Consider the following 19677-nt stretch of genomic DNA (forward strand, 5'->3'; position numbering starts at 1 on the left):
TTCGCGGGTAAACCCGCTCCCACAGGCCGCCAACCAAGCCAGGTGGCGGGGGAAGGGCTATCAGGCGTCCTGATAGCTCTCGATCGACGGGCAGGCGCACACCAGGTTGCGATCGCCGAACACGTTGTCGACCCGGCCGACCGGTGGCCAGTACTTGCCTTCCACCAGGCTCGGCAGCGGGTACACCGCCTGCTCGCGGCTGTAGCCATGGGCCCATTCGCCAACCAGCTCGGCCGCAGTGTGCGGGGCGTTCTTCAGCGGGTTATCGTCCTTGTCCAGGCTACCGTTCTCGACCGCGCGAATTTCTTCGCGGATCTGGATCATCGCGTCGCAGAAGCGGTCCAGTTCTTCCTTGGACTCGCTTTCGGTCGGTTCGATCATCAGCGTGCCCGCCACCGGGAAGGACATGGTCGGGGCGTGGAAGCCGAAGTCGATCAGGCGCTTGGCCACGTCGTCGACGCTGATGCCGCTGGTGTCCTTCAGTGGGCGCAGGTCGAGGATGCACTCGTGGGCCACCAGGCCATTGCCGCCGGTATACAGAACAGGATAGTGCTCTTCCAGGCGACGGGCGATGTAGTTGGCGTTGAGGATCGCCATCTGCGAGGCACGCTTGAGACCGGCACCGCCCATCATGCGGATGTACATCCAGGTGATCGGCAGGATGCTGGCGCTGCCGAACGGCGCGGCGCAAACCGCGCCCTCGGTGTTTTCCAGCTGCGCGTGGCCGGGCAGGAACGGCGCCAGGTGCGACTTGACGCCGATCGGGCCGACGCCCGGGCCGCCACCGCCGTGCGGGATGCAGAAGGTCTTGTGCAGGTTCAGGTGAGATACGTCGCCGCCGAACTTGCCCGGGGCGCACAGGCCGACCATGGCGTTCATGTTGGCGCCGTCGATGTACACCTGGCCACCGTTGTCGTGGATGATCGCGCAGATTTCGCCGATCGCTTCCTCGAACACGCCGTGGGTCGACGGGTAGGTGATCATGATCGCGGCCAGGCGCTCGCGGTGCTCGATGGCCTTGGCGCGCAGGTCCTCGACATCGACGTTGCCGCGGGCATCACAGGCGGTGACCACCACGCGCATGCCGGCCATGTGCGCGGTTGCCGGGTTGGTGCCGTGGGCCGACGACGGGATCAGGCAGATGTCGCGGTGGCCTTCGCCACGGCTGCGGTGGTAGGCGCGGATGGCCAGCAGGCCTGCGTACTCGCCCTGGGAGCCGGCGTTGGGCTGCAGCGACACGGCGTCATAGCCGGTGGCGGCGCAGAGCATGGCTTCCAGCTCGGTGGTCATCTGCAGGTAGCCCTGGCTCTGCTCGGCCGGGGCGAACGGGTGCAGGTTGCCGAACTCGGCCCAGGTGACCGGGATCATTTCGCTGGCGGCGTTCAGCTTCATGGTGCACGAGCCCAGCGGGATCATGCTGCGGTCCAGCGCCAGGTCCTTGTCGGCCAGGCGGCGCAGGTAGCGCATCAGCTCGGTTTCGCTGTGGTAGCGGTTGAATACCGGGTGGGCGAGGATGGCCGACTGGCGCAGCAGGGCGGCAGGCAGCAGCGAGCCGGTGCTGGCGGCCAGGGCGTTGAAGTCCGGCTGGGCCTGGTCGCCACCGATCAGCTGCCACAGGGCCTCGACATCGGCCTGGCTACTGGTTTCGTCCAGCGACAGGCCCACGTGGGCGGCGTCGATCTGGCGCAGGTTGATGCCCTGGGCGCGCGCCCTGTCATGCAGGCTGGCAGTGGCACTGCCGGTGGCCAGGGTCAGGGTGTCGAAGGCGCTGGCGCCCACCACCTTCACGCCCAGCGTCTTCAGGCCGGCGGCCAGGATCGCGGTCAGGGCATGGGTACGTTCGGCGATGCGCTTGAGGCCGGCCGGGCCGTGGTATACGGCGAACATGCTGGCGATGTTGGCCAGCAGCACCTGGGCGGTGCAGATGTTGCTGGTGGCCTTTTCGCGGCGGATGTGCTGCTCGCGGGTCTGCATGGCCAGGCGCAGGGCGGTCTTGCCGAAGCGGTCGATCGACACGCCGACCAGGCGGCCCGGCATGTCGCGCTTGAACGCGTCACGGGTGGAGAAGTAGGCCGCGTGCGGGCCACCGAAGCCCAGTGGCACGCCGAAGCGCTGGGCGCTGCCGATGGCCACGTCGGCGCCGAACTCGCCCGGCGGGGTCAGCAGGGTCAGGGCCAGCAGGTCGGCGGCCACGGCGACCAGGGCGTTGGCGGCGTGGAAGCGCTCGACCACTTCGCGGTAGTCGAACACTTCACCGTTGCTGGCCGGGTACTGCAGCAGGGCGCCGAAGAAGGCGCTGACATCGCCCAGCTCGCGCTCGTCGCCGACCACGATCTCGATGCCCAGCGGCTCGGCACGGGTGCGCAGCACGTCGAGGGTTTGCGGGTGGCAGTGCACGGAGGCGAAGAAGGCGTGGCTGGCCTTGTTCTTCGACAGGCGCTTGCAGAAGGTCATGGCCTCAGCCGCAGCGGTGGCTTCGTCGAGCAGGGAGGCGTTGGCGATCGGCAGGCCGGTCAGGTCGCTGATCAGGGTCTGGAAGTTCAGCAGCGCTTCCAGGCGGCCTTGGGAGATTTCTGGCTGGTACGGGGTATAGGCGGTGTACCAGGCCGGGTTTTCCAGCAGGTTGCGCAGGATCGGCGCCGGAGTGTGGGTGTTGTAGTAGCCCTGGCCGATGTAGCTCTTGAACAGCTGGTTCTTGCCGGCGATGGCTTTGAGCGCGGCAAGCGCGTCGGCTTCGCTCTGGCCGTCGTGCGAGCCGAGCACGCTGGTGCCTTTGATGCTGTCGGGAATGACCGCGGCGGTCATGGCTTCCAGCGAGTCGAAGCCGAGGGCGGCCAGCATGGCCTGCTCGTCAGCGGCGCGCGGGCCGATGTGGCGGGCTATGAATTCGTTGGCGGTGCCGAGGTTGATGGTCATGGCGGGGTTCCTCAGGCGTCGTCGTTGGCTTTGATCAGGCGGTCGTAGGCGTCCTGGTCGAGCAGGGCGGCCACGGCGCTGGCGTCGGCGGGAATGAAGCGGAAGAACCAGCCTTCGCCCATCGGGTCTTCGTTGACCAGTTCCGGGCTGTCTTCGAGCTGGTCGTTGATCTGGACCACTTCGCCGGTCAGGGGCATGTACACACCGCTGGCGGCCTTGACCGACTCGACGGTGGACGCTTCGCTGCCTTTCTCATACTGCTGCAACTCTGGCAGTTGCACGAAAACCACATCGCCAAGGGCGTTCTGGGCGTAGGCGGTGATGCCCACGGTGACGCTGCCATCGGCTTCGACGCGCAGCCATTCGTGATCTTCAGTGAAACGCAACTCGCTCATGGGGAATCCTCGGGAAGCAGGGCGTTAGGCGCAGTGGCTCCGCGCTCTTGGGGTTGGGATTCCCTTAGCAAAAATGCGGCCAATCGTTAAAAATCGTTATAAATCAATATGTTAGTTATTTTGCGTAATCATTTTGTCATTCTTGTGGAATGAAAACGCTACAGCGGGTGGGGGATGGAAAAGGGTTTGGGGATCAAACCCTTGCACAGCCGTATCCGAATGGATGTGTATCGATTTGAATACGCTGTATTTAAATCAATACGACCCTGGCTGCAGGGCGCGAGTTTCAGCCGCCAGCCCTTCAGGCAGCCCTTTTTGCGATGCCCGGTCTACGTAGTTCTACGTAGATCGCGCCCGTAGTACTGCGAATTTTCTTGTGGACCCAGGATGGCGAAAGTGTCGCCGTCCTTATCCGGACACATACAACAACAAAAGCCGTCGCAGGTTTACCACCCGCGACAGGAGAAAATTCGATGACCACACTGGCTACCCGAATTGCCTGGTTTGCCGTTGCCTTGCTTGGTGCATTTGCGCTGGGCACGCTTGCCCTACGCAGGGGCGAAGCCATCAACGCCCTCTGGATCGTGACCGCAGCAGTTGCCATCTACCTCATTGCCTACCGTTACTACAGCCTGTTCATCGCCAACAAAGTGATGCAACTGGACGCCGCACGCGCCACGCCCGCCGTACTCAACAACGACGGCCTGGACTACGTACCGACCAACAAGCACATTCTCTTCGGGCACCACTTTGCTGCCATTGCCGGCGCGGGCCCTCTGGTTGGCCCGGTGCTCGCAGCACAAATGGGCTACCTGCCCGGCACGCTCTGGCTGATCGCCGGTGTGGTCCTGGCGGGTGCTGTCCAGGACTTCATGGTGCTGTTCATCTCCACCCGTCGCAATGGTCGCTCCCTGGGCGAACTGGTACGCGAAGAGATGGGCTCCATCCCCGGTACCATCGCCTTGTTCGGTGCCTTCCTGATCATGATCATCATCCTCGCGGTGTTGTCGCTGATCGTGGTCAAGGCGCTGGCGGAGAGCCCCTGGGGCATGTTCACGGTAATGGCCACGTTGCCGATTGCAGTGTTCATGGGCGTCTACATGCGCTACCTGCGCCCAGGGCGTATCGGTGAGATCTCCGTGATCGGCGTGGTCCTGCTGCTGGCGTCCATCTGGTGCGGTGGCCTGGTCGCCGCCGACCCAGTCTGGGGGCCTGCGTTCACCTTCACCGGGTTGCAGATTACCTGGATGCTCATCGGCTATGGCTTCGTTGCCGCGGTACTGCCCGTATGGCTGATCCTGGCGCCACGGGACTACCTTTCGACCTTCCTCAAGATCGGGACCATCGTCGCCCTGGCAATCGGCATCCTGGTCATCGCCCCCGACCTGAAAATGCCAGCCGTTACCCACTTCATCGATGGCACGGGCCCGGTCTGGAAGGGCGCCCTGTTCCCCTTCCTGTTCATTACCGTGGCTTGCGGCGCGGTGTCTGGCTTCCACGCGTTGATCAGCTCGGGTACCACACCCAAGCTGTTGGCCAATGAAAGTCATGCCCGTTACATCGGCTACGGCGCGATGCTGATGGAGTCCTTTGTCGCGATCATGGCCATTGTCGCGGCATCGGTCATCGAACCTGGGATCTACTTCGCCATGAACAGCCCGGCCGCCGTGGTGGGTGGCGATGTCGCGACCGTGGCGGCTACCGTGAGCAGCTGGGGCTTCACCATAACGCCGGAGATCCTGCAACAGACTGCCGCCGACATTGGCGAGCACACCATCCTGGCTCGCGCCGGTGGAGCGCCGACCTTGGCCGTGGGGATTGCCCAGATCCTCCACCAGGCGCTGCCAGGTGAGAACACCATGGCGTTCTGGTACCACTTTGCAATTCTCTTCGAGGCACTGTTCATCCTCACTGCCGTCGATGCCGGCACCCGTGCGGGGCGCTTCATGCTGCAGGACCTGCTCGGCAATTTCGTGCCGGCACTGAAGAAGACCGACTCCTGGACGGCGAACCTGATCGCTACCGCAGGTTGCGTGGCCATGTGGGGCTGGCTGCTGTACCAAGGGGTGATCGACCCGCTGGGTGGCATCAACACCCTGTGGCCGCTGTTCGGCATCTCCAACCAGATGCTGGCCGGGATCGCGCTCATGCTCGGCTGTGTGGTGCTTATCCGCATGAAGCGTCAGCGATACGTCTGGGTTACCTTGATTCCAGCCGTCTGGCTGCTGATCTGCACCACTACGGCTGGTCTCATCAAGCTGCTGGACAAGGACCCCTCGATGGGCTTCCTGGCGCTTGCCAAGAAGTACAGTGATGCTGCCGCTGCAGGCCAGGTACTGGCGCCTGCGAAGGATCTGATGCAAATGCAGCACGTAGTGTTCAATGCCTATACCAACGCGACGCTGACAGCACTGTTCCTGTTGGTGGTCCTGAGCATTCTTTGTTTTGCCGTGAAGGTTGGGCGCCGTGCCTGGGTCATGCCCGAGCGCACCGACAAGGAATCACCGTTCCAGCCACAGCCGGACGCCTGAGGGGGCGCCCGGAATGTTCAATGACCTGAGCAAGATGGGTAAGTACCTGGGGCAAGCCGCCCGGATGCTGGTCGGCATGCCAGACTACGACGCCTATGTGGAGCACATGCAGCTCAAGCACCCGGAAAAACCGCTGATGTCCTACGAGGCGTTTTTCCGGGAGCGACAGGAGGCACGTTACGGTGGTGGGAAGGGACGCCCTGTTCGTTGCTGCTGAGCAAGCCCAGGCAGGCGCAACGTTCATCGTGGTGCTCTCGCATTGGAGGGCCGGCAGCAGGCATAGTGCTGCTGCCGGCCCGCTCCTGCATTGGAAATGACCATGCAACTCAAGCACAAGATCGTCACCCTCAGTGTGCTTCCACTCATCCTTTCGGTCCTGTTCATCTGTGTCCTCGTGTTTGCCCAGAGCCGCAAGCTGGAGGAGGAACAGGCACGCCTGGTTGAAAGCAGCATCATGGCAGCAAAGAAGGCCGAGTTGAAAAACTACCTGGGCCTGGCGATGAGCCTCATCGCGCCGTTGTATGAAGGCAGCACCGATGATGAAGCAACTCGGCAGCGTGCACTGGAGATCCTGTCCCAAGCCAACTTCGGCCTCGACGGCTACTTCTTCGTGTACGACCAGCAGGGCAAGAACCTGATGCACCCGAGGCAGTCCGAGCTGGTTGGCAAGCAACTCATTGCGCTGACCGACAAGAACGGGCTGCCGGTCATCCAGGCGCTACTCAAGAGCGCCAGGGAGGGTGATGGATACCAGCTGTACGACTGGCAGAAGCCTTCTTCCGGGCAGATTACCGGGAAACTGTCTTATGTCGTGATGCTGGACCGTTGGGGCTGGATGCTTGGCACAGGCATATACATCGACGATGTGGAGGTGGCGACCCGCAAGTCCCGGCAAGAAGTCGCTACCGGGGTACTGACCACGGTTCTGGCGATCGCCTCGTTCTCGTTGATTGCCGTACTGGTGATTTTTACCGGTGGCCTGATGCTGAACGTCAGTGAACATCGCCTGGCGGACCGAAAGCTTTCCACGCTCAACCAGCGGATCGTGAACCTGCAGGAGGAGGAGCGCTCGCGGGTTTCGCGTGAACTGCATGACGGGATCAGCCAGGAGCTGGTGTCGATCAAGTTCCAGTATGAGCTGGCCGCTATCGAACTGGCCAACGGCCGAAGCGAGGGCCTGGAGAACCTGCGCAAAGGTACTTGCAGACTTGGCGCGGCGATCGGTGAGATACGCCGCATTTCCCATGATCTGCGCCCCTCGCTTCTGGACACGTTGGGGTTGTCGCCTGCCATTGAGCAACATGTCAGTGAGTTCGAGCAACGTACTTCGATTCACACTCAGTATGAATGTGGAATGGATGCGGCGGACATCGATACCAGCCTCAGGTTGACGCTGTTCCGCATCATTCAAGAGGCCCTGGCGAACGTGGAACGTCATGCCAAAGCCACTGCAGCGATCGTTTCCGTCACGCAACAGCAGGGCATGATCGTGTTGCGTGTCGAGGACAACGGGGTAGGGTTCGACACCCGCGCAGCAGACGAATGCCACGGTATCGGCCTGAGGAACATTCGCGAACGAGTGGAGCACCACTCGGGTAGCGTCAACATTGCATCCTCTTACGGCCGTACCGAACTACAGGTGCAGATACCGGTTACGATCAGCTGAGCAGCTTTGCCACTCCAAACCTCGAGGCCCCCATGAGCGCAACCCATCCGGTCAGAATCGCCCTGGTCGACGACCACGTCCTTGTGCGTGATGGCGTCAAGGCTCTGCTGTGCGCGATCCCGCATTTCGAGGTGGTCGGCCAGGCCGAGTCAGCGGCCCAGGCAATCGAGCTGGTAGCAAGCACTGAACTGGACATCCTCCTGGTCGATGTAGGGCTTCAGGACATGAATGGGTTGGAGCTCACGCGCAAGCTGCGCGAGCTCTACCCGGATATCAGGATCCTCATGCTGAGCATGTACGACAACCAGGAGTACGTGCGCACTTCCATCAGTTCCGGAGCGCTAGGTTACGTGCTGAAGAACGCGCCCTCCGCAGAGCTTATCGCGGCCATCGAGGCCATCGCTGCGGGAGGACGCTTCTACAGCTCGGAAATCACTCGCAAGCTCGCCGGGAGCAACCGGGACGAGCACGAGCTGACACCCCGTGAACTGCAAGTGCTGTCAATGATCGCCAAGGGGCACAACAACAAGAAAATGGCCCGAGAGCTGGATATCAGTGTTCGAACAGTCGAAACCTACCGGCTTAGCATCAGGCGCAAGCTCAACATCGATACGCCTGCGGCACTGGTGAAATACGCCCTGGAACATGGCCTGACCTCGATCTAGGCAAACCAGGGCAGCGCCAGATACAGCTTGATGACGATGACATTGATGATGTCGATGAAGAACGCCCCCACCATCGGCACCACCAGGAAGGCAATGCGCGAGGCTCCGTAGCGCTGGGTCACCGCTTGCATGTTGGCGATTGCCGTAGGCGTTGCGCCCAGGCCGAAACCACAGTGCCCGGCAGCCAGTACCGCTGCATCATAGTTGCGGCCCATGACCCGGAACGTGACGAATATCGCGAACAGTGCCATGACCAATGTCTGTGCGGCGAGCAATGCAAAGAACGGTAATGCCAGCGCTGAAAGGTCCCACAACTTGAGCGACATCAAGGCAATGGCCAGGAATAACGACAAGCTCACATTGCCCAATACCGAGACTTCCCGCTCGAAGACTTGATAAAAGCCGAGCGCCGAAAGGCCGTTTCGCAACACCACGCCCACGAACAACACGCAAACGAACGTTGGCAGTTCAAACGCAGTGCCTTTCAGCAAACCGTTAAGTAACGAGCCCGCCAGCAAACTGACAGCGATCAGCGCCAGTGTTTCGATAAATGAAAACGGTGTAATCAGGCGCTCCTTGTCCGGTTGTTCGAAACCTTTGGGCAGTTGTGGTGCTGCTTCTTCGATACCAGGTGTCGTTACCCGCTTGATCAGCAACCGGGCGACCGGACCACCAATCAGGCCACCCAGTACCAGGCCGAAGGTAGCTGATGCCATTGCCAGTTCGGAGGCCGACGCCAGGCCAAACTTTTCGGTGAAAGTGGCCCCCCACGCAGCGCCTGTACCGTGGCCGCCGGACAAGGTGATGGAGCCAGCCAGCAGACCCATCAGCGGGTCGAGCCCCAGTGCCGTTGCCAGGCCGATGCCCATGGCGTTCTGGACCAGCAGCAAGCCGGTTACCACCAGCAGGAACACGGTCACCACGCGGCCACCTTTTTTCAGGCTGGCGAAGTCTGCACTCAAGCCGATGGTAGCGAAGAATGCCAGCATCAGAGGGGTTTGCAGTGAAGTATCGAATTGCACGTGGATATCGAAACTGCGCAACGCCAGGAACGCCAAGGCCACTACCAGGCCGCCAGCGACAGGTTCCGGAATATTGTAAGTGCGCAAGAAACCAATACGCGCGACCAGGCCGCGTCCCAATAACAGTACCAAAGAGGCGGCTACAAGCGTCCCGTAAAAATCGAGTTCAAACATCAGGTGCTCTCGTTATATCCAGTAGCGGACCACTTCCCGCTATGGGGCGGACAAGTGGGGTGACAGGTGGGAATACACTGTCACCATTCTACGAGGCATCCGTGGGAGAGTATCTTTCACTGGCGTAGGAAAAGCCTGAATAACAACCGGATTATTACAATAACTATCAGGGGCCGCTTTGCGGCCCATCGCAGGCAAGCCAGCTCCCACAATTACCGTGACAACCTCGAGAGCAACGCCGTACCTATGGGAGCTGGCTTGCCTGCGATGGGCTGCGTAGCAGCCCCGTTGACGCTATCTGGCAGGTATCAGGCTTTGCCCGGTATTCCATATTTGCGCAGGCGCTGCGCAATGGCGGTATGTGAAGTTTGCAAGCGCCCGGCCAGTTGCCGCGTCGATGGGTAGCTGGCGTACAGGCGTTGCAGCAGCTCGCGCTCGAAATCGCCCACGGCCTGTTCCAGGCTGGCCACTTCGCCGTCCAGGCCACGGGCCACCGAGGTGCCGGCGATGTCCAGGTCACCGATATCCACCAGGTTGCCCTCGCAGATGGCTGCGGCGCGGAATATCACGTTCTGCAGCTGGCGCACATTGCCCGGCCAAGGGTTGGCCAGCAGTGCCGAATGGGTGGCCGGGGTCAGCCGGCACGGTGGGCGCTGGATCTGCGTGCAGGCCTGCTGCATGAAGAAATGCGCCAGCATCAGGATGTCCTGGCCACGGTCCCGCAGCGGTGGCACTTGCAGGTTGAGCACGTTCAGGCGGTAGAACAGGTCTTCGCGGAAGCTGCCTTCGGCGACCATGCGCTCCAGGTCGCGGTGGGTGGCGCTGATGATGCGTACATCCACCTTCACTTCGCGGTCGCCACCCACCCGGCGGAAGCTGCCATCGCTGAGAAAACGCAGCAGCTTGGCCTGCAGGTATGGCGACATCTCGCCGATTTCATCGAGAAATACCGTGCCCTGGTTGGCCAGCTCCATCAGCCCGGGCTTGCCGCCCCGTTGCGCGCCGGTGAAGGCGCCGGGGGCGTAGCCGAACAGTTCGCTCTCGGCCAGGCTCTCGGGCAGCGCGGCGCAGTTCAGGGCCAGGAATGGCGCCGCGTGGCGGCTGCTGATGGCGTGGCAGGCGCGGGCTACCAGCTCTTTGCCGGTGCCGGTTTCGCCATGCACCAGCAGCGGTGCATCGAGCGCCGCCACGCGCAAGGCGCGGGCCTTGAGGGTGCGGATGGCCGGTGACTCGCCGAGCAGGGCATCGAAGCCTTCGGCATGGTCGTGGTGCATGGCCGACAGGCGTTCGCCCATGCGCGTGGGTGGGTACAGCGTCAGCAGGCCACCGGCGTTGGTGATCGGCATGGCATCCAGCAGCAGGCTCTGGCCGTTGAGCTGCATCTCGCGCATGGGCAGGTGGAAGTTGTTGTCCAGCAGGGCCTGCAGCAGTGCCGGGTCGCCGAACAGTTCACCCACCGAGCGCCCGGCCGATTCGCGGCCGCACAGCTCGATCAGCGCCGGGTTGGCCAGCAGCACCTTGCCGGCACTGTCCACGGCCAGCACCGGGTCGCTCATCGCCGCCAGCAGGGCATCGAGCTGCAGGTGCCGGCGTTGGCCAGGGAGGATGTCGACCACGTCCACCGATTGCACGCCATGTACCTCGAACAGCGCGTCGTGCAGTTCTTCGAGCACGGCGGGGCTGAGGGTAGGGGCGTCGATGTAGACGTTCGGCGGGACCATCTCCACGGCGTCCAGGTTGAGGTTGCGGGCACCGAGCAGGGCGAGGACTTCCTGGGTGATGCCGACGCGGTCGATGAAGCTGACGTGGATGCGCATGGGGAGGGTGCGGTTGTGGCTGGGGGAGGGCGGTAGTATGCCTCAACATCGCCGGGGCCGCTTTGCGGCCCTATCGCGACGCAAGGCCGCTCCTACAGGTACAGCGCCACACCCTGTAGGAGCGGCCTTGTGTCGCGATGGGCTGCAAAGCAGCCCTCGGTTCTTGAAATCACTCCAGATGTTCAGGCTTGATCGGATCGCCCGATTTCACATCCAGCTTTTCGCGAATGTCCGCGAACATATGGTCATAAAGCTTGTGCGGCGAACTCAGGCTCTCGAATTTCTTCGGTGGCGTCAGGTATGACTGCGCCTTGCGGGTCAGCAGCATGAGGAAGCTGGGCAACACTTGGTCCTTGGCCAGGAAGAACTTTTCTTCCACTTGCTTGCCTTCGATGCTGCCATGCATCTTGAACTGGATGCCTCTGCCTTCCTTGGGGTCCGACACTGCCTCGTATTCGATGTTCAGGTCATAGCTGTGGTCGTTCTGGTTCAGCGCGGTGCGCTCGATGTGTACATGACCGGGCTGGTACTGGGCCATGGCAAGCTCCTTTGGAAGGTCGAAAATGGCGGGCGCTGGCGCCCGCCTACTGCATTCAACGGTAGCTGATCCCCGGCTTCGCGGTGGAAACCCGCGTGCCGGCGGTGCCTTTGACGATGTCTTCGATGTTCTCCAGCGAACTGATCACTGCCACTTTGCCGGTGTTGCGGGCAAAGTCGCAGGCCGCCTGCACCTTCGGCCCCATGGAGCCGGCGGCGAAGCCGAGGCGTTCGAGCTCGTCGGGGTGGGCCTGGGCAATGGCCTTTTGCGTGGGCTTGCCCCAGTCAACATACGCCGCATCGACGTCGGTGGCGATTATCAGAAGGTCGGCGTCCAGCTGCTCTGCCAGCAGGGCCGAGCACAGGTCCTTGTCGATCACCGCCTCGATGCCCTTGAGCTTGCGGTTCTCGTCGTACATGGTGGGGATGCCACCGCCGCCGGCGCAGATCACGATGCTGCTCTTTTCCAGCAGCCACTTGATCGGGCGGATCTCGAAGATGCGCTTGGGTTTCGGGCTGGCCACCACACGGCGGTACTTGTCGCCGTCGGCCTTGACCACCCAACCCTTTTCCTTGGCCAGGCGCTCGGCCTCTTCCTTGCCATAGACCGGGCCGATGAACTTGGTCGGGTCCTTGAAGGCGGGGTCGTTGGCGTCCACTTCGACCTGGGTCAGCAAGGTGGCGAACGGCACCTCGAAGGCCAGCAGGTTGCCCAGCTCCTGTTCGATCATGTAGCCGATCATGCCCTCGGTCTCGGCACCCAGCACGTCCAGCGGGTAGGCCTCGTCGGGCTTGTAGGACAGGCCCTGCAGCGACAGCAGGCCAACTTGCGGGCCGTTGCCGTGGGCGATGACCAGCTCGTTGCCTGGGTGGATCTTGGCGATCTGTTCGGTGGCGGTGCGGATATTGGCGCGCTGGTTGTCAGCGGTCATGGGCTCGCCGCGACGCAGCAGGGCGTTGCCGCCCAATGCAACAACGATACGCATGGGGAATGTCCTTTAACGAAAGAAGGGAGCGCTGCTCTCGACCGGTATCGCCGCCCCCTTGTGGGAGCGGGTTTACCCGCGAAAGCGTCAGCCCATGCAACACGGCTGGTGCTACTGACGCATTCGCGGGTAAACCCGCTCCCACAGGGATTCGGGTTGCCCGGCTTGCCGAGTCAGCCTTTACAGGTCTGCCAGTGTCGACACCAGGATCGCCTTGATCGTGTGCATGCGGTTTTCCGCCTGCTCGAAGGCGATGCAGGCCGGCGACTCGAAGACGTCGTCGGTCACTTCGATACCGTTGGCCAGGTCCGGGTACTGTTCGGCGATCTGCTTGCCTACCTTGGTTTCGGAGTTGTGGAACGCCGGCAGGCAGTGCATGAACTTGGTCCGCGGGTTGCCGGTGGATTTCATCAGCTGTGCATTCACCTGATACGGCTTGAGCAGCTTGATGCGCTCACCCCAGGCTTCGATCGGCTCACCCATCGATACCCACACGTCGGTGTGCACGAAGTCCACACCCTTGACCGCGGCAACCGGGTCTTCGGTGAGGGTGATGCGCGCGCCGCTTTCCTCGGCGTACTTGCGGCAACGCTCGACCAGGTCGTCATGCGGCCACAGCGCCTTGGGCGCGGCGATGCGCACGTCCATGCCGAGCTTGGCGCCAATCAGCAGCAGCGAGTTGCCCATGTTGTTGCGGGCGTCGCCCAGGTAGGCGTAGCTGATGTCGTGCAGCGGCTTGTCGCTGTGCTCACGCATGGTCAGCACGTCGGCGATCATCTGGGTGGGGTGGTATTCGTCGGTCAGGCCGTTGAACACCGGAACACCGGCGAACTTGGCCAGTTCTTCGACGATTTCCTGCTTGAAGCCACGGTACTCGATGGCGTCGTACATGCGCCCGAGCACGCGGGCGGTGTCCTTCATGCTTTCCTTGTGGCCGATCTGCGAGGAGGTCGGGTCGATGTAGGTGACATTGGCGCCCTGGTCATAGGCGGCCACTTCGAAGGCGCAGCGGGTGCGGGTAGAGGTTTTTTCGAAGATCAGCGCGATGTTGTTGCCTTTCAGGTGCTGCTGCTCGGTGCCGGTGTACTTGGCGCGCTTGAGGTCGCGGGACAGGTCCAGCAGGTAGCGCAGCTCGCGGGTGCTGTGGTGTTCCAGGCTGAGCAGGTTGCGGTTGTGAATATTGAACGCCATGACTTTTCTCCTTGAGTTTGGTGAGCACACCGGCCGCCGCTTTGTGAGGGCGGCCGGGGGTAATGGTCGTTAGTAGTCGATCGGGTCGCGCACGATCGGGCAGGTCATGCAGTGGCCGCCGCCACGGCCCCGGCCCAGTTCGCCGGCGCTGATGGTGATGACTTCGATCCCGGCCTTGCGCAGCAGGGTATTGGTGTAGGTGTTGCGGTCGTAGCCGATGACCACGCCCGGCTCGATGGCCACCACGTTGTTGCCGTCATCCCACTGTTCGCGCTCGGCGGCGAAGCTGTTGCCACCGGTCTCCACCACGCGCAGCTTGACCCCAAGCTGCTCGCCCACCACTTCGATGAACGACTTGTTGATGCGGCGCACGTCCATGCCGTAAGGCTTGCTTTCGTCCGGACGGATGATGAACGGCACGATCTCTTTCACCACTTCCGGGAAGACCGTGACCAAGTCGCGGTCGCAGAAGCTGAACACGGTATCCAGGTGCATGGCGGCGCGCGATTTCGGCAGGCCTGCGACGATCACTTCCTTGACGGCGCCCTTGGCGAACAGGTTCTGCGCGAGCTGGCCGATAGCCTGGCGCGAGGTACGCTCGCCCATGCCGATCAGCACGATGCCCTTGCCGATCGGCATGACATCGCCGCCCTCGAGGGTGGACTGGCCATGTTCCTTGTCCGGGTCGCCATACCACACCTGGAAGTCGGCGTTGGTGAACTGTGGGTGGAACTTGTAGATGGCGGTAGTCAGCAGGGTTTCCTGGCGTCGCGCCGGCCAGTACATCGGGTTGAGCGTGACGCCGCCGTAGATCCAGCAGGTGGTGTCGCGGGTGAACTGGGTGTTGGGCAGCGGTGGCAGGATGAAGCTGGAGTGGCCCAGGTAGTCGTTGTACATCTTGACCACCTCGGCACCTTCGCTCTGCGGCAGGTCCTGCCCGGCGACGCCGCCGATCAGGAACTCGGCCAGGTGGCGGGGCTCGAGGCCTTCGAGCCAGCTGCGCACTTCATTGGTCAGGCCCACGCCGACGGTATCGGGGGTGATCTTGCGATCGAGGATCCACTTCAGTGCTTCGGGTTGCTGGACGATGTCGGTCAGCAGGTTGTGCATCTCCAGCACATCCACGCCACGTTCGCGCATCTTGGTGACAAAGTCGAAATGGTCTCGCTTGGCCTGGTCGACCCAGATCACGTCGTCGAACAGCAGCTCGTCACAGTTGCTCGGCGTCAGGCGCTTGTGCGCCAGGCCCGGCGAGCAAACCATGACCTTGCGCAGTTTGCCGGCTTCGGAGTGGACACCGTACTTCTGTTTTTCAGCGGACATGATTTCATTCCTCCAGTTGAACGAAGACGTGGGTCAAAGAGTCAGGAAGCCGTCGTACAGGCCAAAGGCTGCCACCAAGGCGCCGATGACCACGGCTGCGAAGATCAGTTTTTCCACGTTGGTGAAGACAGGTTGGCCAACCTCACGCTTGGCCTTGGCGAACAGGATTGCGCCAGGTGCGTAGAGCAGGGCCGAGAGCAGCAGGTATTTCACGCCACCGGCGTACAGCAGCCAGACGGCGTACAACAGGGCGATACCACCGATCACCAGGTCCTTCTGCCGTTCGGCCAGGGCCTGCTCGTAGGTTTCGCTACGCACTGCCAGCAGCACGGCATAGGCTGCCGACCACAGGTAGGGCACCAGGATCATCGATGTGGCCAGGTAGATCAGCGACAGGTAGGTGCTGTTGGAGAACAGCGTGATCACCAGGAAGATCTGCACCATGGCGTTGGTCAGCCACAGGGCGTTGGCCGGTACCTGGTTGGCGTTCTCGCGGCGCAGGAACTCCGGCATGGTGTGGTCCTTGGCGGCGGCGAACATGATCTCGGCGCACAGCAGCACCCACGACAGCAGGGCCCCGAGCAGCGAGATGATCAGGCCGACGCTGATCAGCACCGCGCCCCAGTGGCCGACCACATGCTCCAGCACGGCAGCCATCGACGGGTTCTGCAGCTTGGCCAGTTCCGGTTGGGTCATGATGCCCAGCGACAGTACGTTGACGAGCACCAGGAACAGCAGCACGGTGACGAAGCCGATGACCGTGGCCTTGCCCACGTCAGAGCGTTTTTCCGCCCGCGACGAGAAGATGCTCGCACCCTCGATGCCGATGAACACCCACACGGTGACCAGCATCATGTTGCGCACCTGGTTCATCACGCTGCCAAGCTCTGGTGTGCCCAAGGCCCAGATGTCGGCGGTGAAGATGTCGAGCTTGAAGGCGAACAGGCAGATCAGGGCGAACAGCAGCAGTGGCACCACCTTGGCCACGGTGGTGACCAGGTTGATGAACGCCGCTTCCTTGATACCGCGCAGTACCAGGAAGTGCACGGCCCACAGCAGCACCGACGCGCCGATGATGGCGGCCGGGGTGTTGCCTTCGCCGAAGATCGGGAAGAAGTAGCCCAGGGTGCTGAACAGCAGCACGAAGTAGCCGACGTTGCCCAGCCAGGCACTGATCCAGTAGCCCCAGGCCGAGGAGAAGCCCATGTAGTCGCCGAAACCGGCCTTGGCGTAGGCATACACCCCGCCATCCAGGTCAGGCTTGCGGTTGGCCAGGGTCTGGAACACGAACGCCAGGGTCAGCATGCCGACCGCGGTGATCGCCCAGCCGATCAGCACAGCGCCAACCCCTGCGCTGGCAGCCATGTTTTGCGGCAGCGAGAAGATCCCGCCACCAATCATCGAACCGACCACAAGTGCAACTAACGCGCCGAGCTTTAGTTTTCCGGATGTATCAGACATTTAACAACTCCTGCCAGGAGAAAGTTGACGACAGAGTAAATCCGACGCCGCTGCCATTCGCTGACTTGGGTCAGTTCATGGCGACGTGAAGTAGGAAAATTCCTTCACGAAGCTCCTGGAGAGTGCCGACAACTTATGCTGCAGGGCTTGCACGCTGGCACCTCCATGTCCTTCTAGAGCAAACGCTCTGTTCAGCCTGCGATGCTTGAAGCTAGCCGCTTTTGCCGCTTTCGCAAATTTTTCACAAGAATTTCGAGTTTTATCGGATTCTTTTCTAGTTGCTCGGGAGCTGCTAGTTTTTACTCGAAGGGTGACATAGACAAAGCAGTTATTAGTGCTATAGCTTGATTGATCAGGATCATTATAAGTAACACCATCTATATGGCCCGCATGGCTGTTTCAAGCCCATGACAGCGCGCAAAAAAAAGGAAGGCTCATGAGCGAACCGGGACAGAAGCTGCGCCTGGGCGCGCTGATCGCGTTGGTGGTCGGCTCGATGATTGGTGGCGGGATCTTCTCGCTGCCGCAGAACATGGCGGCGCGTGCCGATGTGGGGGCGGTGCTGATCGGCTGGGGGATCACCGCGGTCGGCATGCTGGCCCTGGCGTTCGTGTTCCAGACCCTCGCCAACCGCAAGCCAGAGCTGGACTCGGGGGTGTACGCCTACGCCAAGGCCGGCTTTGGCGAGTACATGGGCTTTTCCTCGGCCTGGGGCTACTGGATCAGTGCCTGGCTGGGCAACGTCGGCTACTTCGTGCTGCTGTTCAGCACCCTGGGCTTTTATTTCCCTGTGTTCGGTGAGGGCAACACGCCAATTGCCATCGGTTGCGCCTCACTGCTGCTGTGGGCGGTGCATTTCCTGGTGCTGCGCGGTATCAAGGAAGCGGCGTTCATCAACCAGGTGACCACCGTGGCCAAGGTGGTGCCGTTGCTGATTTTCGTGGTGATCGCCGCGTTCGCCTTCCGCGCCGATATCTTCACCCGTGACATCTGGGGCCTGAGCAACCCGCAGTTCGGCAGCGTGCTGGAGCAGGTGCGCAACATGATGTTGGTCACCGTGTTCGTGTTCATCGGCATCGAGGGCGCCAGTGTGTATTCCGGGCGCGCCCAGCGCCGCTCGGATGTGGGCAAGGCCACGGTGATCGGTTTCCTGGGAGTACTGGCGCTGCTGGTGCTGGTCAACGTGCTGTCGCTGGGTGTGATGACCCAGCCGGAACTGGCCGGGTTGCAGAACCCGTCACTGGCCTCGGTGCTGGAGCATATCGTCGGGCCCTGGGGCGCCTTGCTGATCAGTATCGGCCTGGCGATTTCGCTGCTTGGCGCGCTGCTGTCGTGGGCGTTGCTGTGCGCCGAGATCCTCTTTGCCACGGCGCGGGACAAGACCATGCCGCGCTTCCTGGCCAAGGAAAACGCCAACCATGTGCCGGCCAACGCCCTGTGGCTGACCAACTGCATGATCCAGGGCTTCCTGCTGATCACGCTGTTTTCCGCCGGTACCTATACCAGCCTGATCTACCTGGCCTCGTCGATGATTCTGGTGCCATACCTGTGGTCGGCGGCCTACGCCGTGCTGCTGGCGGTGCGTGCAGAAACCTACGACGGGCAGCCGGCCCTGCGCCGCAAGGACCTGCTGGTGGCGCTGGTTGCCCTGGTGTATGCCGTGTGGCTGTTGTACGCCGGCGGGCTCAAGTACCTGTTGCTGTCGGCGCTGCTGTACGCGCCGGGCGTGATCCTGTTCGCCAGGGCCAAGCATGAGCAGGGAAAAACCTTGTTCACCACCTGGGAAAAGCTGATCTTCGCCGCCGTGCTGGCAGGTGCCGCGCTGGCGGCCTATGCCCTGTACTCAGGGCTGCTGAGCTTGTGACGGGGCAGGGCAGGGGGTGTGCTCGGGGCGGGACCAGATCCACAGGTTGCCCAGGGTCATGCCGGCAATGGCCAGGAACACCGGCCAGCGGTGTTCCAGGAACGTCAGCATCAGGCCCGCGCACAGCAGCATGCTGAGGGTCGCGCTGACCTTGGCCCGGCGCTGGATCACCTTGCCATTGCGCCAGTTGTACAGGATTGGCCCGAACAGCCGGTGGTTTTCCAGCCAGGCAGACAAGCGCGGCGAACTGCGCGTGGCCGCCCAGGCGGCCAGCAGGATGAATTCGGTAGTCGGCAGGCCGGGAATGACGATCGCGACCAGGCCCACGCCCAGGCTCACGTAAGCCAGGAGCGCATACAGCAGGCGGGCGAATTTCGAGCGGGCGGGTCGGGTCATGGTCTCACTGCATAAAACGGTTCGGCCACCGGTAGGGTGGCCGGGTACGGCGTGTCAAACCAGCGCGGCATCCGCGGCGTAGGCGTGCTTGAGCAGCTCGGTGAAGCGCTCGAAGGCAGCAACTGCGCCGCGTTCGGCAGCGGCTTCCTCTTCGGCCGACAGGGCCAGGCCATCAAGAATGCGGGTGAACTGCTTCCAGCCTTCGGCACGGCCTCCGGCCGGTTCGCCCAGGTGTCGGGCACCGAAGCTGTCGGACAGTTCCAGGGCCACGGCACGCTTGATCAGAAACGCAGCGCCCAGTTTGGAGCCTTCGGAGACGAAGATCCAGCCCATTGCCTCGCCCAGGCTCGGGTTGCGCAGGGCTCCCGGCACGGCTGGCGGTACCTCTGTGTCGAGGTCGGCGAGGTCCAGGCGGGCCTGTTCGGCGCGGCAGCGCTCCGCCAGGTCGGGGACGATGGCGATCAGTTGCGGGTCGTTGTACAGGGCCTGCAGCTCGGCCTGGAACAGGTACTGGGCGACCACGAAGCGGGCGAAGCTTTCGCGGCTGTCGAAGGGCGCGTGGGCTTTGACCAGGGCATCCAGTTCGGCGTGGGGGGCGTGGGTGATCTGGTTGAGGCGCTGAGAGCGCAGGGCTGGGCGGTCGGTCATGGGGCAGTCCTTGGAAAAGGGGCGTCTAGAGACAAGACGAAACAGCGGGGGTGGGACAGTAAAAAAAGCTGGTATTTGTGCTGGT

16 protein-coding genes are annotated in these 19677 nt (G+C 62.4%); 5 read left to right on the forward strand and 11 right to left on the reverse strand.

Features of this window, described 5'->3' with window-relative positions:
- Window positions 1-60 precede the first annotated feature (60 nt).
- Window positions 61-2916 carry an aminomethyl-transferring glycine dehydrogenase gene (gene gcvP, locus ABNP31_RS04980; RefSeq protein ID WP_350013052.1) on the reverse strand — a complete coding sequence of 952 codons (2856 nt, stop codon included), beginning with the start codon at window positions 2914-2916 and terminating at the stop codon, window positions 61-63.
- A gap of 11 nt (window positions 2917-2927) precedes the next feature.
- Complete coding sequence (gene gcvH, locus ABNP31_RS04985) at window positions 2928-3311, reverse strand: glycine cleavage system protein GcvH (RefSeq protein ID WP_003257943.1); 384 nt, start codon at window positions 3309-3311, stop codon at window positions 2928-2930.
- A gap of 473 nt (window positions 3312-3784) precedes the next feature.
- Between gcvH and ABNP31_RS04990 the strand changes: the two genes are divergently transcribed.
- The 4 genes from ABNP31_RS04990 to ABNP31_RS05005 all read left to right on the forward strand — a co-directional run bounded on the left by ABNP31_RS04990 (window position 3785) and on the right by ABNP31_RS05005 (window position 8173).
- A complete protein-coding gene (locus tag ABNP31_RS04990) occupies window positions 3785-5842 on the forward strand; it encodes a carbon starvation CstA family protein (protein WP_025337847.1) in 2058 nt (685 codons plus the stop codon).
- Between the two features lie 13 nt (window positions 5843-5855).
- Complete coding sequence (locus tag ABNP31_RS04995; protein ID WP_003257949.1) at window positions 5856-6059, forward strand: YbdD/YjiX family protein; 204 nt, start codon at window positions 5856-5858, stop codon at window positions 6057-6059.
- A gap of 102 nt (window positions 6060-6161) precedes the next feature.
- Window positions 6162-7508 carry a cache domain-containing protein gene (locus tag ABNP31_RS05000; RefSeq protein ID WP_085664596.1) on the forward strand — a complete coding sequence of 449 codons (1347 nt, stop codon included), beginning with the start codon at window positions 6162-6164 and terminating at the stop codon, window positions 7506-7508.
- A gap of 32 nt (window positions 7509-7540) precedes the next feature.
- Window positions 7541-8173, forward strand: a complete 633-nt coding sequence (locus tag ABNP31_RS05005) for a response regulator (RefSeq protein ID WP_085664525.1) — start codon at window positions 7541-7543, stop codon at window positions 8171-8173.
- On the opposite strand, the gene gltS is transcribed toward ABNP31_RS05005, so the two are convergent.
- The 7 genes from gltS to arcD (ABNP31_RS05040) all read right to left on the reverse strand — a co-directional run bounded on the left by gltS (window position 8170) and on the right by arcD (ABNP31_RS05040) (window position 16684).
- The gene (gene gltS, locus ABNP31_RS05010) at window positions 8170-9369 is read right to left on the reverse strand and encodes a sodium/glutamate symporter (RefSeq protein ID WP_085664526.1); all 1200 of its coding nucleotides are present in this window, start codon (window positions 9367-9369) and stop codon (window positions 8170-8172) included. The two genes, ABNP31_RS05005 and gltS, sit on opposite strands and share 4 nt — an antisense overlap.
- 308 nt (window positions 9370-9677) lie before the next feature.
- The gene (locus tag ABNP31_RS05015) at window positions 9678-11186 is read right to left on the reverse strand and encodes a sigma-54-dependent transcriptional regulator (RefSeq protein WP_075043888.1); all 1509 of its coding nucleotides are present in this window, start codon (window positions 11184-11186) and stop codon (window positions 9678-9680) included.
- Window positions 11187-11355: 169 nt separating this feature from the next.
- Window positions 11356-11724 carry a DUF5064 family protein gene (locus ABNP31_RS05020; RefSeq protein ID WP_238067313.1) on the reverse strand — a complete coding sequence of 123 codons (369 nt, stop codon included), beginning with the start codon at window positions 11722-11724 and terminating at the stop codon, window positions 11356-11358.
- A 55-nt stretch (window positions 11725-11779) separates the two neighbouring features.
- Window positions 11780-12709 carry a carbamate kinase gene (gene arcC / locus ABNP31_RS05025; protein ID WP_003257953.1) on the reverse strand — a complete coding sequence of 310 codons (930 nt, stop codon included), beginning with the start codon at window positions 12707-12709 and terminating at the stop codon, window positions 11780-11782.
- A gap of 180 nt (window positions 12710-12889) precedes the next feature.
- Window positions 12890-13900: an ornithine carbamoyltransferase gene (locus tag ABNP31_RS05030; protein ID WP_025337853.1), complete on the reverse strand. Its 1011-nt coding sequence runs from the start codon at window positions 13898-13900 to the stop codon at window positions 12890-12892.
- Window positions 13901-13969: 69 nt separating this feature from the next.
- Window positions 13970-15223, reverse strand: a complete 1254-nt coding sequence (gene arcA / locus ABNP31_RS05035; RefSeq protein WP_075043890.1) for an arginine deiminase — start codon at window positions 15221-15223, stop codon at window positions 13970-13972.
- A gap of 33 nt (window positions 15224-15256) precedes the next feature.
- The gene (gene arcD, locus ABNP31_RS05040) at window positions 15257-16684 is read right to left on the reverse strand and encodes an arginine-ornithine antiporter (protein WP_025337855.1); all 1428 of its coding nucleotides are present in this window, start codon (window positions 16682-16684) and stop codon (window positions 15257-15259) included.
- Window positions 16685-17120: 436 nt separating this feature from the next.
- On the opposite strand from arcD (ABNP31_RS05040), the gene arcD (ABNP31_RS05045) reads away from it, so the two are divergent.
- The gene (gene arcD / locus ABNP31_RS05045; protein ID WP_137163069.1) at window positions 17121-18548 is read left to right on the forward strand and encodes an arginine-ornithine antiporter; all 1428 of its coding nucleotides are present in this window, start codon (window positions 17121-17123) and stop codon (window positions 18546-18548) included.
- Here the strand turns inward: arcD (ABNP31_RS05045) and ABNP31_RS05050 are convergent.
- Together ABNP31_RS05050 and ABNP31_RS05055 are read right to left on the reverse strand one after the other, a co-directional pair.
- The gene (locus ABNP31_RS05050) at window positions 18528-18944 is read right to left on the reverse strand and encodes a YbaN family protein (protein WP_350013053.1); all 417 of its coding nucleotides are present in this window, start codon (window positions 18942-18944) and stop codon (window positions 18528-18530) included. The genes arcD (ABNP31_RS05045) and ABNP31_RS05050 overlap by 21 nt on opposite strands.
- Window positions 18945-18998: 54 nt before the next feature.
- Window positions 18999-19592, reverse strand: a complete 594-nt coding sequence (locus tag ABNP31_RS05055; RefSeq protein WP_025337858.1) for a biliverdin-producing heme oxygenase — start codon at window positions 19590-19592, stop codon at window positions 18999-19001.
- Between the last annotated feature and the right edge of the window lie 85 nt (window positions 19593-19677).

It is taken from the genome of Pseudomonas asiatica, from assembly GCF_040214835.1.
GTDB lineage: Bacteria > Pseudomonadota > Gammaproteobacteria > Pseudomonadales > Pseudomonadaceae > Aquipseudomonas > Aquipseudomonas putida_Z.